At 66.7% G+C, this 15790-nt stretch carries 17 protein-coding genes; 6 read left to right on the plus strand and 11 right to left on the minus strand.

Translation table 11 applies throughout. The annotated features are described in order from the left end of the window. Window positions 1-6: 6 nt before the first annotated feature. Window positions 7-936 (plus strand): serine/threonine-protein kinase, encoded by a 930-nt coding sequence (locus tag VMT40_RS35275; protein ID WP_326363883.1) that lies wholly within the window; start codon window positions 7-9, stop codon window positions 934-936. Here the strand turns inward: VMT40_RS35275 and VMT40_RS35280 are convergent. Beyond that, complete coding sequence (locus VMT40_RS35280) at window positions 933-1640, minus strand: TetR/AcrR family transcriptional regulator (protein WP_326363885.1); 708 nt, start codon at window positions 1638-1640, stop codon at window positions 933-935. The two genes, VMT40_RS35275 and VMT40_RS35280, sit on opposite strands and share 4 nt — an antisense overlap. Before the next feature lie 107 nt (window positions 1641-1747). On the opposite strand from VMT40_RS35280, the gene VMT40_RS35285 reads away from it, so the two are divergent. Next, window positions 1748-2449: an NAD(P)-dependent oxidoreductase gene (locus VMT40_RS35285; protein ID WP_326363887.1), complete on the plus strand. Its 702-nt coding sequence runs from the start codon at window positions 1748-1750 to the stop codon at window positions 2447-2449. Window positions 2450-2501: 52 nt separating this feature from the next. Here the strand turns inward: VMT40_RS35285 and VMT40_RS35290 are convergent, their stop codons facing one another. Then, window positions 2502-3938 (minus strand): MFS transporter, encoded by a 1437-nt coding sequence (locus tag VMT40_RS35290; RefSeq protein WP_326363888.1) that lies wholly within the window; start codon window positions 3936-3938, stop codon window positions 2502-2504. 328 nt (window positions 3939-4266) lie between these two features. Between VMT40_RS35290 and VMT40_RS35295 the strand changes: the two genes are divergently transcribed. From VMT40_RS35295 to VMT40_RS35310, 4 genes are all read left to right on the plus strand, one after another. Then, window positions 4267-4584 (plus strand): hypothetical protein, encoded by a 318-nt coding sequence (locus tag VMT40_RS35295; protein WP_326363889.1) that lies wholly within the window; start codon window positions 4267-4269, stop codon window positions 4582-4584. A 148-nt stretch (window positions 4585-4732) separates the two neighbouring features. Continuing rightward, entirely contained in the window at window positions 4733-5305 is a 573-nt protein-coding gene (locus VMT40_RS35300) for a monooxygenase family protein (protein WP_326363891.1), read from the plus strand. Window positions 5306-5448: 143 nt separating this feature from the next. Further along, window positions 5449-6138 carry an arsenate reductase/protein-tyrosine-phosphatase family protein gene (locus VMT40_RS35305; RefSeq protein WP_326363892.1) on the plus strand — a complete coding sequence of 230 codons (690 nt, stop codon included), beginning with the start codon at window positions 5449-5451 and terminating at the stop codon, window positions 6136-6138. 197 nt (window positions 6139-6335) lie between these two features. Continuing rightward, window positions 6336-6698 carry a hypothetical protein gene (locus tag VMT40_RS35310; RefSeq protein ID WP_326363893.1) on the plus strand — a complete coding sequence of 121 codons (363 nt, stop codon included), beginning with the start codon at window positions 6336-6338 and terminating at the stop codon, window positions 6696-6698. Between the two features lie 162 nt (window positions 6699-6860). Here the strand turns inward: VMT40_RS35310 and VMT40_RS35315 are convergent, their stop codons facing one another. The 9 genes from VMT40_RS35315 to trpC form a co-directional block, all read right to left on the minus strand. Beyond that, on the minus strand, window positions 6861-7772 hold the full coding sequence (locus tag VMT40_RS35315) for an acyl-CoA thioesterase (RefSeq protein ID WP_326364033.1): 912 nt from the start codon (window positions 7770-7772) through the stop codon (window positions 6861-6863). Window positions 7773-7785: 13 nt separating this feature from the next. Continuing rightward, window positions 7786-9210, minus strand: coding sequence for a pyruvate kinase (pyk, locus tag VMT40_RS35320; RefSeq protein ID WP_326363895.1), 1425 nt, complete (start codon window positions 9208-9210; stop codon window positions 7786-7788). A 90-nt stretch (window positions 9211-9300) separates the two neighbouring features. After that, the gene (locus VMT40_RS35325) at window positions 9301-9969 is read right to left on the minus strand and encodes an amino acid ABC transporter permease (RefSeq protein ID WP_326363897.1); all 669 of its coding nucleotides are present in this window, start codon (window positions 9967-9969) and stop codon (window positions 9301-9303) included. A gap of 20 nt (window positions 9970-9989) precedes the next feature. Then, on the minus strand, window positions 9990-10748 hold the full coding sequence (locus VMT40_RS35330; RefSeq protein WP_326363899.1) for a transporter substrate-binding domain-containing protein: 759 nt from the start codon (window positions 10746-10748) through the stop codon (window positions 9990-9992). Window positions 10749-10935: 187 nt separating this feature from the next. Beyond that, a complete protein-coding gene (locus tag VMT40_RS35335) occupies window positions 10936-11391 on the minus strand; it encodes a TM2 domain-containing protein (RefSeq protein ID WP_326363901.1) in 456 nt (151 codons plus the stop codon). A 50-nt stretch (window positions 11392-11441) separates the two neighbouring features. Next, window positions 11442-12596, minus strand: a complete 1155-nt coding sequence (gene lgt / locus VMT40_RS35340; RefSeq protein ID WP_326363903.1) for a prolipoprotein diacylglyceryl transferase — start codon at window positions 12594-12596, stop codon at window positions 11442-11444. Window positions 12597-12783: 187 nt separating this feature from the next. Continuing rightward, window positions 12784-13584, minus strand: coding sequence for a tryptophan synthase subunit alpha (gene trpA, locus VMT40_RS35345; protein WP_326363905.1), 801 nt, complete (start codon window positions 13582-13584; stop codon window positions 12784-12786). After that, entirely contained in the window at window positions 13581-14816 is a 1236-nt protein-coding gene (trpB, locus tag VMT40_RS35350) for a tryptophan synthase subunit beta (RefSeq protein ID WP_326364035.1), read from the minus strand. Before trpB ends, trpA begins: the two co-directional genes overlap by 4 nt. A gap of 59 nt (window positions 14817-14875) precedes the next feature. Then, a complete protein-coding gene (gene trpC, locus VMT40_RS35355; RefSeq protein WP_326363907.1) occupies window positions 14876-15694 on the minus strand; it encodes an indole-3-glycerol phosphate synthase TrpC in 819 nt (272 codons plus the stop codon). Window positions 15695-15790: the final 96 nt, after the last annotated feature.

A 15790-nucleotide genomic window follows, 5' to 3' on the forward strand; every position in this document is an offset into this window, starting at 1 on the left:
CCCGGGATGGGAACCGTGCTTCGGCCCGGCGAGATCTTCGCCGGATACCGCATAGTGCGGCTGCTGGGCCGCGGCGGCATGGGCGAGGTCTATCAGGCCAAGGACCCCAACCTCCCGCGGCAAGTCGCGCTGAAGGTGCTCAATGCCCGGGCGAGCAAGGACAAGGGTCTGCGCGAACGCTTCTGGCGGGAGGCGAATCTCGTCGCACAGCTGGTGCACCCGAACATCGTCCCCATTCACGCCCGCGGACAGGACGCGGGGCGCATGTGGATCGCCATGGCCTACATCGAGGGCACCGACCTGTCCGCCACGCTGCGCCGCGGCGCGATCGAACCCGAACGCGCCGTGCGCATCACCCTGGAGATAGCCGATGCCCTCGACTTCGCCCACGACACCGGCGTGCTGCACCGAGACGTCAAGCCCGCCAACATCATTCTCGCGACCCGCCCGCGCGAGCGCGCCCTGCTCACCGACTTCGGCATCGCGAAATCCCTGGCGGGCATCAGAAACTCCGCCGACACCGAACAGGTACTGGCCACCCTCGAATACGTCGCCCCCGAACGGTTCCTGTCCCCCGAGACCGTCGGCCGCCGCGTCGACGTCTACTCCCTCGGCTGCATGCTGTACTGCATGCTCACCGGCGAGCTGCCCTACCCGGTCGACGGCGTCCCCGCCCTCGTCCTCGCCCACATGCGCAGCCCGATCCCCAAGCCGACCGACCGAAGACACCGGATCCCGAGAGCTTTCGACGACGTCATCCGAACCGCGCTGGCAAAGAACCCGCGCGACCGCATCGCCACCTGCGGCGAACTGGCCCGGGCGGCGGCCGACGCCCTGGCGGGCGCACCCGTCCTGGCGACAGCCGGAATACCCACCGCGGCGGCGCTGCGCGCCAACCTGATCGCGGCCGCCACGATTCCCCTCCGACCGCGCTAGGGTTCCAGGCCGAACGAACGGATCAGTGCGCCTATCTCGTTGCGGTAGAGCTTGTCCGGGTTGATCGTCTGCGCGCCGAGGCTACCGCGGATTTCCAGGGAGACCAGGCCGTGCAGGTGGCCCCAGATGCGCAGGGCCACGGCGATCACCGCCGGGGGAAGGCCGGGGAACTCCGTGCGGACCTCCTCGACCAGCCGGGGGTCGAAGTCCGACCATTCGAATTCGTAGTCGGCATACCGCGCTTGCGCCGAAGGCCAAGCCCCCGCGGCCAATTCGGTGAGTCCGGAGCACACCCGATGCTCGGCGTCCGGCGCCGCACCGCCCTCCGGCGGCTGGTAGCCGGGCACCGGATCGCCGTAGATGAGTCGGAAACCATCCGGATTCGCCAGTGACCAGTCACGAAACGCGCAGGCCCAGGCCATGATTCGGCCAGCCGGATCGTCGGGCGCGCGGGTGTCGCGGGCGGCGATCACCGCGTCGGCCAACTCGCCGTAGACATCCTGAATCAGGGTCGTCACCAGCTCGTCTCGGGTGGCGAAGTAGCTGTACACGGCATTGGCGGTCATCCCCATCTCACGGGCGATGGCGCGCAGCGTGATCGCGCCGGGGCCGTTGTCGGCCATGAGCCGCAGGGCGACCTCCTTGATTTCCGCCGTCGTCTCGGCGCGGCGGCGTTCTCGGCGGGTCGGTGTCACAGTGGCCACCCGGACAGAGTACATCCCCGTGAGATATCCACACGTTGCGCAAACACTTCACACCGTATAGTTTCTGTGCGGCGTGTTAGAACGCCTTCGACCTCTCAGGAGAAACCATGTTCATCGGAGTAATCGGCGCGACCGGCAATATCGGACAGCGGGTGGTGGCCGAGGCACTGTCCCGCGGTCACCACGTCCGCGCCTTCACCCGCGACACCGCCGCCGCGCAAACCGCCCACCAGAATCTGACCTGGGCGAATCTCGACATCTTCGACAGCGACTCGATCGCCGCCCAACTCCCGGGGCTCGACGTGCTCGTCAGCTGCTACCAACCGGGCAATGCCGCCCGGGACTTCACCGACACCGTCACCCGCTCCATCGCCGACCCGACGGTCTACGCGACGGCCGCCCGCTCCCTGCTGAAGGCCCTGGAAACCCACCCCCGCACCCGGCTCATCGTGGTGGGCGGCGCGGGCAGCCTCGAACTCGAACCCGGCCGGGTGGGCGCGGACGACGACCACCAACTCCGCCGGGACCTCGAAAACCTCGGCCTGCCAGCCGATTACGCGGTCGCGGTGCGCGGACATCGCGACGCTTTGAATGTGCTGCGCCTGTCGAACCGACGCTGGACCTACTTCAGCCCGGCCGAACTGATCGCCCCCGGCGAGCGCACCACCCGCTTCCGCATCGGCGAGGACCAGCGCATCCTCGACGCCGAAGGCCACAGCCGCATCTCCATCGAGGACGCCGCGGTGGCCCTCCTCGACGAGGCCGAACTCCCCCGATTCGTCCAGCGCCGCTTCACCATCGGCTACTAGCGAAGAAGGGCTGTTCCGATGCGCGCCGGAACAGCCCTTCGCCCGTCACTGATTACCGCTGCTTCGGGAGCAGGAAGACGATGGCTCCGGCGACGACGGCGATGGCGAAGGTGGCGAAGGAGGCCGTGGCGAAGGCGTGGGCGGCGGCGGGGACTTGGCCGACTCGGTCGGGGTGGTAGGTGGCGAAATAGATTGCGCCGATTATGGCTACGCCCAGGGCTCCTCCGCATTGTTGGGCGGTGGAGAGGGCACCGGAGGCTACGCTCGCCGATTCGGGGTTGATGCGGCTGAGGACCGTGTTGAGGGCGGGGGTGATGACGAGGCCGCCGCCGATGCTTTGGAGGATGAGGGTGGGGATGACGAGGAGGGGCGTGATTCGGGGGCCCGAGATCAGCAGGATCGCGGTGGAGAGGTAGCCGAGAGCCATGATGACCGCGCCGATTTCGAGGACTCGGTTGCCGTAGCGGGGGATGGTTCGGCTGGCGACCTGGCTGAAAATGAAGAAGGCGGTGGCGGCGGGGGTGTAGACCAGGCCCGCGCCCAGCGCGGAGAGGCCCAGGCCCTGTTGCATGGTGACCGACAGGACCAGGTAGTAGGAGTAGATCAGGGCGTAGAGGGCCAGGACCAGGACGATTCCGAGGGAGAAGGAGCGTTGCTGGAACAGCGACAGGGGTAGCAGGGGGTCGCCGCCGCGGCGTTCCAGGTTTCGTTCGATGAGCACGAACAAGCCGAAAGCGATTGCGCTGGCGGCGAAGCAGACCCAGATCCAGGTGGGCCATCCGGCTTGCTGGCCTTGAATCAAGGGCAGCACCAACAGGAACAGGGCGGCACTCAAGACCAGGACGCCGGGGAGGTCGAGCGTGCGGGTAGCGCTGGACGGCGTCTTCGGGACGTGGCGAAGTGCCAAGGCGAACATGACGACACCAATGGGGACGTTCACCCAGAAGACCAGCCGCCAACCGGAGTCGAAGAGGTTGGCACCGATCAAAAGCCCGCCGATGACCTGCCCGCCGATGGTGGCCATGCCCATGACGACGCCGAGCACGCCGTACACGCTGTGCCGCCGAGCCACGGGCACCAGAACGGTGACGTAGGCGAAGACCTGCGGAACCATCAGGGCGGCACCGAACCCTTGAATGACGCGGGCGGCGATGAGAATTCCCGCGCCCGGCGACAGCGCACAGGCGATCGAGGCCAGCGTGAACACGGCCACGCCGAGCAGGAAGATGCATTTGCGGCCGTAGAGGTCCGCGAGGCGGGTGGCGGTGATGATGAAGACCGCGTAGCTCAATTGATAACCGGCGAGCACCCATTGGACGTCACCGTCGGAGGCGTGCAGATCCGCCACGATCGCGGGGTCGGCGACCACGACGATGAACGAGTCGAGAATCGCGATGAAAAGAGCGGTCAGGACGATCGAAACCGTCACCCACGGAATGGGTTCGGCGATCGCCGCCCGAGGACTGACCGACTGATGGCTGGTTGCCACGATGAGAAACCTCTTCACTGTGTCGGGGATGCGAAGAAAGCATACGGTCGTATGCACACCTTTCTCAAGTGCCGATCTCCCCCGGCGAACCAGTCGTAAATATCCGCGTTTCAATGCGGGCACGCGGCCGGTCGAGCATGATCGGTGGGCCGCAGTCCGAGAGCACGGTGGAGGTCGCATGCGGAACCCGAGGAGCACGTGGGCGACGGGCGCGCCGAGCGGAATCTGCGCGGCCGCGGCGGTCGTGGCCCTCTGCGCCGGATGCGGTTCACAGACATCGGGCACCGCCGCACCCACGGAAACCCCAGCGGCACAGCGGACAACGGCCATGACGACAGCCCCCAAGGACACCAAATCCGGCCTACCCACCGCGGCCGACGGAACCAACCTCGACGCCTGTGCGAATGGCAACTGCGAAATCCGGGTCGACGGGCCGACCACGATCCCCATCCCCGGCTACTCCCGACTCGGCGGCCCGGTCAAGATCGGGCAGATCGCCCCCGGGTCGGTCACGGCCACGTCGAGTCTGTTCGGGTTCCCAATCGCCGGAACCACCGGCGTCGGCGGAACGATCTCGCTCAATGGCCTGTCGGTGAAGGTGGTTGCGGTCCAGGGCAGCTCGGCCGTGCTCCGATTGAGCACATAAACCCGCTCGGATGATCGAAGGCCGGTCGCGGGACGATAGCGAGCATCGGGCATACGCTGGAATACGAGGCCGAGGTGTGGGCCTTCGAACCGGATCCGGGGGTGGGACGTAGGTCCGCACGAGGGTGCGCGATGTGCGGAGGTCATGGATGCGGGTGCAGAGAGTTACCGCCGATCTGTCGGAGTATCCGGATCTGGTCGTGATATTGCTCGGGATGCGGGTGCGCACGCCGCGGGGAATTCTGCGGCTGCTCGGGGTCGGGCCCAAGCTGTACAGATCGCATCGAGATCGGCCCGACGGGCTTTTGTCGCACGAGGATGTGGTGTGGTCGCTGTGGCCGCCGCATTGGGGTGCGCGACAGTATTGGCGAGATCTCGAGAGCCTCGAACGATGGACTCGATCCGAACCGCACCGGATCTGGTGGCAGCAGTTTCTCAAGGACTCCGGCGGCACCGGTTTCTGGCACGAGGCCTATTTCGCCAGGGGCGGAATCGATTCCGTGTACGACGATATGGCCGCGCCCACCGGACTGGCCCGGTTCGCCCGCACCGTCCCAGCTCGGGGGCGGTTGTTCTCGACGCGGGGGCGGGTGCGCGCGGCCGAACCCGAAATCGAGTCCGTGGTAACGGAATCCGCGTTGTACGGCGTGACGGATACGAATACCGATTCGGCTATTGATTTCCCGCATGCGGAGGGGCATGCTCCATTCCAGGGCCATTGACACGTGGCTGATCGATCGCTTCGGTGAACGCGAACCAACGAAAGGTGAGCGACATTCGGCCGGGCGATGAACTTTTCCTCCCAAACCTGTGATCCGGTCACAGAAGTGTTTCGAAAAGACAACGGCGGGCATAAGTTATCCGCATGCATGTGCTGTTCGTGTGCAGCGGAAATGTTTGCCGATCCGTCATTGCCGAACGCCTCACCCTGGCGGTGGCCGCTGAACACGGACTACAGGACCTATCCGCCGAGAGTGCCGGTGTTCGAGCCCTGGTCGGATTCCCGGTGGAACCCCTTGCCGCACAGACGATTGTGGGACTCGGCGGAAACGCCGACAACTTCAAGGCCCGCCGCCTCAAGGCGGACATGGTGCACCGCGCCGACATGGTGCTGACCATGACCGACAAGATTCGCGACCAGGTGCGCGATCTCGTGCCCGAGGCCCTCCCCCGCACTTTCACGCTGCTCGAGGCCTACCGCATCGCGAAGGTCAGCGGCGCGCGCACCGTGCTCGGATTGCATGCCGCCCGCGACGATCTCGCCTATGTCGGCCGCGAGAACATCGCCGACCCGGTCGGCCTGTCGCCGCAACAGTATTGCGATGTCGGCGACCGGATCGCCGAGGCACTGGTCCCCCTGCTGCTGGCGCTGCACGCGCATCAGCATCCGCAGGCCACCCTGCGGCCCCGCGACGCCTCGACCGGCCAGCAGCCACTGCTGGTGATCGACGGCGGCCGGGCCGAACCGGGCCGACGGGGCGAATACCCCAAGCCGGTCGAATCACACCGTCAGGCAGGCGAACCGACCCGCCACGCGGCGGAATCCGCCGGATAGCAGGCGATCCCGGGAGTACTCAACGGTCCGAACTCCCGCGTGTCAATACACCTTGCTGCCGGGTTGGTCCGGTAAGGGATTACACTCTCGCGCGGAACACCTATCAGTTCCGCCGAACGCCACTGCCGGTGGTTCGACACAAGAACAGGACCAAGGACATGCCGAAGCGAATTTCGGATGTTTCGCTCCATGTTTACGTGACACCTCAGACCCTGCACCGCGTCACCGAGACGGTGTGCCGCGTGGTCGATGAATACGTCGCCGATCGAGATATCTTCGCGTGGCGCTTCACCCTCCCGGTGGAGTGCGACGAACCCGAGCACACCGTGCTCGAAACTCAATGGCGGCTCGACCATCCCACCGCCGAACCCGATGACCGCCGCACGTATGAGATCGCGCTCAGCCTGGTGGGCGAGGCCCGTCAACTAACCAAGGCGGGCATCGCCAAGCTCGAACAGCGCTTGGTGCTGGAACTGTCCGCCGACGAGCCGGTCCCGTACATCGTGCACGCACTCCAGCGGGAAAACTTCGAACTCGAAGAGAACCGAGAGCTGATTTAGCCAACTCTCGGGACTCTCAGGGGTTCCCCCTGAAACCCCCGGGACATTTCGGGGGCTCCGCCCCCGGACCCCCGGGACTTTCCGAGGGCTCCACCTCCGGACCCCGAGGCGCGAATCGGGCCGCACCCGGAAGGGATACGGCCCGAATATTGCTGTGTCTTCTCAGCGGCGCGCCGGGAAGTGGCGAATCACGCCCTCCTGGACGGTGGTCGCGAGCAGCTCGCCGGTGCGGGCGTAGAAGTGGCCGCGGGCCAGGCCGCGCGAGCCCGCCGCCACCGGGGACTCGGTCGCGTAGAGCGCCCAGTCGTCGAAGCGGAAGGGGCGGTGGAACCAGATGGAGTGGTTGACCGTGGCCGCGATGATGCGGTCCCAGCCCCAGGACAGCCCGTGCGTGGTGACGATGGAGTCCAGCACCGTGGTATCGGACGAATACGCCAGCGCCGCAACGTGAATCAGCGGATCGTCGGGCAGCGCGCCGTCGGTGCGCATCCACACCCGGTTGTAGTCGAGGCTCTCGCCCTTGCCCTTGAGGATCCAGGCCGGGTCGTTGGTGTAGCGCATCTCGATGGGATGCGGTGCGTTGATGAACATCTGGAGCTTGTCCTCCATGCCCACGAACGACTCTTCCACGCGCGGAAGGCCTTCCGGGCCGGGGACATCGGGCAGGGGCGCGCCGTGCTCGAGCCCCCTACCCCAGTCCTGGAAGGCGGCGAGCATGACGAACAGCTCCTGCCCGTCCTGGTACGCCGTCACCGTGCGGTTGGCGATGGAGCGCCCGTCCCGGTGCCGATCGACGTGATATTCGATCGGCGCCTTGGGATCTCCGCCGCGCACGAAGTGCGCGTTGATCGCGTGGATCGGACGCTCCGGGCCCACCGTGCGGCCCGCGGCGATGATCGCCTGCGCGACCAGCTGGCCGCCGAACGTGCGGCTCCACACCTTCTCCGGATGGTGTCCGAGGAAGATGTCGGGGCCGTTCTCTTCGAGATCGAGCAGGCGTAGTAGCTCACGCAGATCTTCGGATCGACCGGGCCCCTCCGGGTCCGCGACGACGTCCGCAGACGTCTCGTCCAGCGACGCACTCAAACTAGTGGTCCTCCTCGCCGATGCGATGCACGTGGATCAGGTTGGTGGACCCGACAGTACCCGGCGGCGAACCGGCCACGATGACCACCAGGTCACCCTTCTTGTACCGGCCGATCGAGAGCAACGCGTTGTCCACCTGGTGGATCATCTCGTCGGTCGTGCCCACCGGAGGAACGATGAACGTTTCCACGCCCCACGTCAAGGCCAGCTGACTGCGAATCGCGGGCTGCGGCGTGAAGGCCAGCAGCGGCAGCGGGGTGTGCAGGCGGGCCAGGCGGCGCACCGTGTCACCGGACTGCGTGAAGGCAACCAGCGCTTTGGCATTCAGCCGCTCGCCGATGTCGCGGGCGGCGTAGGAGATGACACCGCGCTTGGTCCGCGGCACGTGGGTCAGCGGCGGAACCCGGGTCGAGGACTCCGATTCCACGGCGTGCACGATGCGGGCCATGGTGCGCACGGCCTCGATCGGGTACTCGCCGACGGAGGTCTCACCGGAGAGCATGACCGCGTCCGCGCCGTCGAGCACCGCGTTGGCCACGTCGGAGGCCTCGGCGCGGGTCGGCCGCGAGTTGGTGATCATGGATTCCAGCATCTGGGTGGCCACGATGACCGGCTTGGCGTTCTCGCGCGCCATCTGCACCGCGCGCTTCTGCACCAGCGGCACCTGCTCGAGCGGCAGCTCCACGCCCAGGTCGCCGCGGGCGACCATGATGGCGTCGAAGGCCAGCACGATGGCCTCCAGATTGTCGATGGCTTCGGGCTTTTCGAGCTTGCCGATGACCGGCACCCGGCGGCCCACGCGATCCATGATGTCGTGCACCAGCTCCACATCGGAGGGCGAGCGCACGAAGGACAGCGCGATGAAGTCCACGCCCAGCTTCAGGGCGAATTCCAGGTCGTCGATGTCCTTTTCGGACAGCGCGGGCACGGACACGTCCATGCCGGGCAGCGAGACGCCCTTGTTGTTGGAGACGGGGCCGCCCTCGGTGACGGTGCAGACCACGTCGTTGTTCTCGACGCGCAGCACGGTCAGCCCGACCTTGCCGTCGTCCACGAGCAGCCGGTCGCCGGGCTTGGCGTCCTTGGCGAGGTGTTTGTAGGTAGTGGAAACCCGGTCATGAGTGCCGATGATGTCGTCGACGGTGATTCGGACTTCCTCGCCCGTGTTCCACACGGTCTTGCCATCGCCCTCGAACCGGCCCAGCCGGATCTTCGGTCCCTGCAGGTCGGCGAGGATGCCGACAGCGCGACCGGCGGTATCGCTGGCCGCACGCACCTTCTTGTAGTTCTCGGCATGATCGGAATGCTCGCCGTGGCTGAAGTTCAGGCGCGCAACGTCCATGCCACTTTCGACGAGCTCACGAATCCGGTCCTCGGATGACACTGCTGGCCCGAGGGTGCACACAATCTTCGTTCGTCGCATCACGCCCTAAACCCTAGACCTGTGACAACCCTCATGCCGACCCCGGCACACACATATACGGTTCTCGTAAGCAGCCGTTCAGCTAATGCCTGGTCAACGCGCGACGTGCCTGGCCAACCGGGTCTCCAAGCGGGTTTGGCCGAATCCGAGCACGAGGCATATTACCCAGTAGTAAATTGCGGCAACCCCATACAGCGCGAAGAAGTCGAAAGTCGGCGCGGCCGCCATTTGCGCGGTGCGCAGCAACTCGGTGACCAGAATCGTGGACGCCAGCGAGGTGTCCTTCACCAAGGAGATCAGGGTGTTGGACAGCGGCGGCACCGCGATGCGCGCGGCCTGCGGCAACACCACCAGCCGCAGCGCCTGCGCGTAGCTCATGCCGACCGAGTAGGACGCCTCCCACTGCCCGTGCGCGACCGAAAGGATCGCGGCGCGAATGATTTCGGCCGCGTACCCGCCCACATTGAGGCTGAAGGCGATGATCGCGGCCGGGAACGGCTTCAGCACGATATTGAAGGCGGGCAGGCCGAAGAAGATGATGAACAGCTGCACCAGCAGCGGCGTGCCGCGAATGATCGAGATGTAGAAGCGCGCGGCCGCCGACAGCGGCCACACGCTCGACATGCGGGCCAACGCCACGAACAGCGCGATGGCCAAACCGATCACGAAGCTGATGGCCGTCAGCGGCAGCGTCTTGTCGACCGTGGCCTGCAGCATCGGCCACAGGTTGTGCCTGACCAGCGCCCAGGTGGCGTCGTCCATATCGAATCGCCCTGTGCGGCTTACTTGCTGACGTCGGTGCCGAAGTACTTGTCCGAGATCTTGGCGAGGGTGCCGTCGGCGCGCAGCTCGTCGAGGGCCTTGTTGATCTGATCGGTCAGCGCCTGCTCGTCCTTGCGGGCGGCGAAGGCCTGCTTGGAGGTCTCGCCGGTCTTGCCGACGATCTGGATGGTGCCGGTGCCCTGCTGCTTGGTGTAGGCGTTCACCGCGAGGGTGTCGTTGACGGTGGCGTCGGCGCGGCCGGTCTTGAGCAGCTGGGTGGCCTCCACGAAGCCGGGGATGGCCTCGACCTTGCAGCCCGCCTGCTTGGCGACATCGGCCCAGTTGCTGGTCTCGGACTGGGCGCAGGTCTTGCCGTTCAGGTCGGCGAGGGTGTGGATGCCGTCATTGCCGGTCTTGGTGACGATGACGCCCTCGGAGACGGTGTAGGGCTGGGAGAGCGAATACTTCTGCTCGCGTTCGGGTTTGACGGTGACCTGGTTGGCGATGAGGTCCACGCGCTTGGACTCCAGCGCGGCGAACAGCGAGTCCCAGGGGGCGGTGGTGAACTCGATCTTCTTGCCGATCTTGTCGCCGACGGCCTTGATCACGTCGACGTCGTAACCGGTGAGGGTGCCACCGTTGTCCTGGTAGGTGAACGGAGAGTAGTTGCCCTCGGTGCCGACCTTCAGGACATTGGCGTCGTTCTTGCTGGAGCTGCACGCGACGAGTCCCGCGGCGGCGACTACGGCGAGCATGACGGCGGCGAGCTTACGGCGCACGAAGGGACCTCTCCTCGGGCGTGGGTGACCACGCGACAAACAACCGACAAAGGGTACGCCGCGAACCAACCGGTTAGCACGGCAACCATCATGTTGCGCGAAAACCTTGAACCGGATCAGTGCCGATGATATGCGTGAGCGGCCGTCACTCGATCGAGTGACGGCCGCTCATGAACCGTGTCGCCTGCTAATCGCGCAGTGGACGACCCTGCGGGTCCGGGACCTTGCCGGTGAGGATGAGGATGCCGTCGATCAGGGACCAGATGCCGCAGCCGCCGCAGGTGACCAGCTGCAGCACGCCGATGGTGGTGTAGCCCAGGTAGAAGCGGCCGAGGCCGAGGCCGCCGATGAGCAGCTGCAGCAGGCCCGCGGTCAGCTTGCTCTTGTCCGACAACGGAACTCCGAACGGATCACGCCCGTACGGCGCTTCCGGATCGCCGCCGTAGGGGCCCGCGGGCCCGGGTGCGCCGAAGGGCGCGGGCTGCTGACCGTAGGGCTGCACCGGCTGCCCGAAGCCCTGGGGTCCCTGCCCCGGGTAGGGCTGCTGACCATACGGCTGCGGCTGGCCGTACTGCGGCCCGGTGCCGGGCGCGCCGTACTGCGGTCCGTCCTGACCAGGCTGCTTGTTGTAGGGGTCGGTCACTCGCGTCCTCCTGAATCGCGGACCGTCCCCCCGTGGAACGGCCCAAAAGGTCAGGAGCCATTCTTGCCGGACTCGACGGTTTTCGCCTGGTCAGCAGACTCCTCGCCCTCCGGCTCGGAATCGCCGGATTCGGAGGAATTATCGCGCTCCGTCTCGGATTCGTTGCCGGGCGTAGGAGATTCGGACTCGGCACCGGCTTCGGATACCTCGGTCTTGTCGGAATCGTCCGATTCCGTGGCTGTTTCGGCCACGGTGTCCGCCGCGCTCGCCGCGCCGAAGGCCCGCAGCGCACCGATCTGCCACGGCCACGGCCGCTCGATCCCCGGACGCAGTTGCTCGGCCGTCTCGCGCCCCTTGGTCGCGAACAGGAAATAAGCCACGGCGCAGACGAACACGATCGCCGAGGTGAAGGTGTTCACCCGCAGCCCGAGAATGTGGGTGGCCTCGTCGTCGCGCAGCAGCTCGACGAAGAACCGGCCGAAGCAGTAGATGGCCACGTACAGCGCGAACAGGCGACCGTGGCCGATGCGGTACTTGCGATCCACGTACAGCAGGATCGCCACACCGATCAGGTTCCAGATCAGCTCGTACAGGAAGGTCGGCTGCACGATCTTCTCGGCCGCGCCAGCGGCGGTGCCGTTCATCATGTCCACGCCGCCGCTGTGGTCGTAGCGGACGAAGATCTCCAGGCCCCACGGCATGGTGGTCTGGCGGCCGTAGAGCTCCTGATTGAAGTAGTTGCCGAGGCGGCCGATGGCCTGGGCCAGCAGAATGCCCGGCGCGATGGCATCACCGAAGGCGGGCAAGGGAATCCGATACACCCGGCACCCGATCCACGCGCCGATGCCGCCCAGCAGCACCGCGCCCCAGATACCGAGACCGCCCTCCCAGATCTTGAGCGCGTTCATCGGGTGACCGTTCGCGCCGAAGTACTTCTGCCAGTCGGTGGCCACGTGGTAGAGCCGCCCGCCGATCAGGCCGAAGGGCACCGCGAACATGGCCACGTCGAGCACCATGCCCGACTGGCCGCCGCGCGCCACCCAGCGCTTCTCCCCCAGCCAGATGGCCGCGACAATGCCGAGGATGATGCAGATCGCGTACGCCCGCAGCGGGAACGGGCCGATGTTCCACACGCCGCGCGGCGGGCTGGGGATGTAGGCCAACACGTCGGCACCGGCACTGTCGGCAAGGGTCCGTAAGGTCACGAGTCCCCACCGTAGCCGAAACCGACCGTGGCGCGCCGACGGAGGTCGACGCGCCGCGACCGGCCGGTAGTTTCGGCGACCGGTCGATAGCCGGGTAACGCAAGGGATATACGAAGGGCTCGGCGCGGAATTTCGAGAGAAAGGGCGCGTACCGAATTCGGTACGCGCCCTTCCACCACTCGCCGTATTACGAGGAAACCGGTGCCGAACGCACGCCCCGCGCCAATTCCTCGGTCAATGTCGCGACCGCGTCCAGACCCTGCGCCGCGGCGGTCACCAGGGCCGAGCCGACAATGACACCGTCGGCGTAGGAAGCGATTTCGGCCGCCTGCTCACCATTGCGCACACCCAGGCCGACGCCGATCGGAATATCGGAGTGGGTGCGAATGCGGGCGCACAGGGCCGGGGCCATGGACGAGACCGCATCGCGCGCGCCGGTGACGCCCATGGTGGAGGCCGCGTACACGAAACCCTTGGTGGCTTCGAGGGTTTTGACCAGACGCTCCTCGGTGGAGGACGGCGCGACCAGGAAGATGCGGTCCAGATTGTGGGTGGAGGACGCCACGAACCAGTCGTCGGCCTCCTCCGGAATCAGGTTCGGGGTGATCAGGCCCAGGCCGCCCGCCGCCGCGAGATCGCGGGAGAAGGTGTCCACGCCGTACTTGAGCACCGGATTCCAGTAGGTCATGACGACGGCCTTGCCGCCCGCCTGGGAGATGGCCTCCACGACCTTGAACACGTCGCGCACCCGGACACCGTTCGCCAGGGCCTGCTCGGTGGCGTGCTGGATGGTCGGGCCGTCCATCACCGGATCGGAGTAGGCGACGCCGACTTCGATGATGTCGCAACCGGATTCGACCATGGTGCGGCAGACGTCGATGGAGCCCTGCACATCCGGGTACCCGGCGGGCAGGTAGCCGATGAGGGCGGCGCGGTTCTCTTCGCGGCAGGCCGCGAAGGTGCTCGCGAGTCGGGACTGCTGGTTCACTTCGCTTCCCCCTCGGGCTTGTCGAACAGCCCGAACCACTGGGCGGCCGTGTCCATGTCCTTGTCGCCGCGGCCGGACAGGCTCACCAGGATGATCTTGCCCTCGCCGAGCTCCCGACCGAGCTTGATGGCACCGGCCACCGCGTGCGCCGACTCGATGGCCGGGATGATGCCCTCGGTGCGGCTCAACAGCATGAGCGCGTCCATGGCCTCGGTATCGGTGATCGGGTAGTACTCGGCGCGGCCGATGTCCTTGAGGTAGGCGTGCTCCGGGCCGACGCCCGGGTAGTCCAGACCCGCTGAGATGGAATGGGATTCGATGGTCTGGCCGTCCTCGTCCTGCAGCAGGTACGAGTACGCGCCCTGGAACGCGCCCGGCGAACCACCGGTGAAAGTGGCGGCGTGACGGCCGGTTTCGACACCGTCGCCCGCGGCCTCGTAGCCGATCAGGCGCACGCCCGGATCGTCGATGAAGGCGTGGAAGATGCCGATGGCATTGGAACCGCCACCGACACAGGCGGTTACGGCGTCGGGCAGGTGGCCGGCGTGGGCCTGGATCTGCTGACGCGCCTCCATGCCGATAATGCGCTGGAAGTCGCGCACCATGAGCGGGAACGGGTGCGGGCCCGCGGCGGTGCCGAAGCAGTAGTAGGTGTCCTCGGCATTGGTGACCCAGTCACGCAGCGCCTCGTTGATCGCGTCCTTGAGCGTCTGCGAACCCGTTGTCACACTGATGACTTCGGCCCCGAGCAGGCGCATGCGGGCCACGTTCAACTGCTGGCGCACGGTGTCGACCGCGCCCATGTAGATGACGCATTCGATACCCAGCAGCGCGCACGCGGTGGCGGTGGCCACGCCGTGCTGGCCCGCGCCGGTCTCGGCGATCACCCGGGTCTTGTTCATGCGCTTGGCCAACAGCACCTGGCCGAGCACATTGTTGATTTTGTGAGAACCGGTGTGGTTCAGGTCTTCCCGCTTGAGGAAGATGCGCGCGCCACCGGCGTGCTGCGCCAGGTTCTTGCACTCGAACACCGGCGAGGGACGCCCGGTGTAGTCACGCTGCAGGCGATCCAGCTCGTCGAGGAAGTTGGGGTCCACCCGGCACTTGTCGTATTCGGCGGTGACCTCCTCGATCACCGCCATCAGCGCCTCGGGCACGTGGCGGCCGCCGTACACGCCGAAGTGCCCGCCCAGATCGGGTTCGTGGCTCTTGTGCGCGACGCCGTCGCTCATCTGCGGCAAGCCCAGAGTGTTCTTGCCAGAAAGCTTTTCGGTCTGTGTCATCGCTTCTTTCACCGTCCCCGGCGAACCGGCTTCGGGCACGAGGGGTGGGTTCCGGCGGTCACCAGTTCGGCCACCGCGGCGCGCGGGTCGCCGCTGGTCACCAGGCCCTCGCCGACGAGCACGGCGTCCGCGCCCGCACCGGCGTAGGCCAGCAGGTCCGCCGTGCCGCGAATGCCGGACTCGGCCACCCGGATCACTTCGCTGGGCAGGCCGGGTGCGATGCGCGCGAACACATCCCGGTCCACCTCGAGGGTCTTGAGGTTGCGGGCGTTCACGCCGATCACGCTGGCCCCGGCCTCGAGGGCGCGGTCGGCCTCCTCCTCGGTGTGCACCTCGACCAGCGCGGTCATGCCGAGCGATTCGGTGCGATCGATGAGGGAGGACAGCACATCCTGTTCCAGGGCGGCCACGATCAGCAGGATCACGTCCGCGCCGTGGGCGCGGGCCTCGTGAATCTGGTACGGGCCGACAATGAAGTCCTTGCGCAGCACCGGGATGTCCACCGCGGCGCGGACCGCGTCCAGGTCGGCGAGCGAACCGTGGAAGCGACGCTGTTCGGTCAGCACGCTGATGATGCGCGCGCCGCCGTCCTCATAGGCTCGGGCCAGGTCGGCGGGGTTCGGGATGTCCGCGAGCTCGCCCTTCGAGGGGCTGGCGCGCTTCACCTCGGCGATCACACCGATTCCCTCCGCGTGCAAGGCGGCCTTGGCGTCACGCGGGGACGGGGCCTTCGCGGCGGCCGCCTTCACGGCCTGGAAATCCAGGAGGGCTTCCCGTGCGGCCACATCCGCGCGGACCCCGTCGAGAATCGAGTCGAGTACCGTCATCTGGCTCGAATCCTTTCTGGGGAGACGGACTTGCTGCCTGAGAATCCCCCCAGGCGCTGTCTCACCGCTGCTGATAAAGAGTAAATGGCTATGTTC

Origin of the sequence: Nocardia sp. CDC160, from assembly GCF_035818795.1 — a bacterium.
Taxonomy (GTDB): domain Bacteria; phylum Actinomycetota; class Actinomycetes; order Mycobacteriales; family Mycobacteriaceae; genus Nocardia.

What these genes read in the sequence shown, in the direction of transcription:
- VMT40_RS35325 (WP_326363897.1), bottom strand. Translation starts at nt 9,969, where the DNA reads ATGGACGACGCCACCTGGGCGCTGGTCAGGCACAACCTGTGGCCGATG.
- VMT40_RS35305 (WP_326363892.1), top strand. Translation starts at nt 5,449, where the DNA reads ATGCATGTGCTGTTCGTGTGCAGCGGAAATGTTTGCCGATCCGTCATT.
- VMT40_RS35275 (WP_326363883.1), top strand. Translation starts at nt 7, where the DNA reads ATGGGAACCGTGCTTCGGCCCGGCGAGATCTTCGCCGGATACCGCATA.
- VMT40_RS35300 (WP_326363891.1), top strand. Translation starts at nt 4,733, where the DNA reads ATGCGGGTGCAGAGAGTTACCGCCGATCTGTCGGAGTATCCGGATCTG.
- trpB (WP_326364035.1), bottom strand. Translation starts at nt 14,816, where the DNA reads ATGAGCGACGGCGTCGCGCACAAGAGCCACGAACCCGATCTGGGCGGG.
- VMT40_RS35285 (WP_326363887.1), top strand. Translation starts at nt 1,748, where the DNA reads ATGTTCATCGGAGTAATCGGCGCGACCGGCAATATCGGACAGCGGGTG.
- VMT40_RS35295 (WP_326363889.1), top strand. Translation starts at nt 4,267, where the DNA reads ATGACGACAGCCCCCAAGGACACCAAATCCGGCCTACCCACCGCGGCC.
- trpC (WP_326363907.1), bottom strand. Translation starts at nt 15,694, where the DNA reads ATGACGGTACTCGACTCGATTCTCGACGGGGTCCGCGCGGATGTGGCC.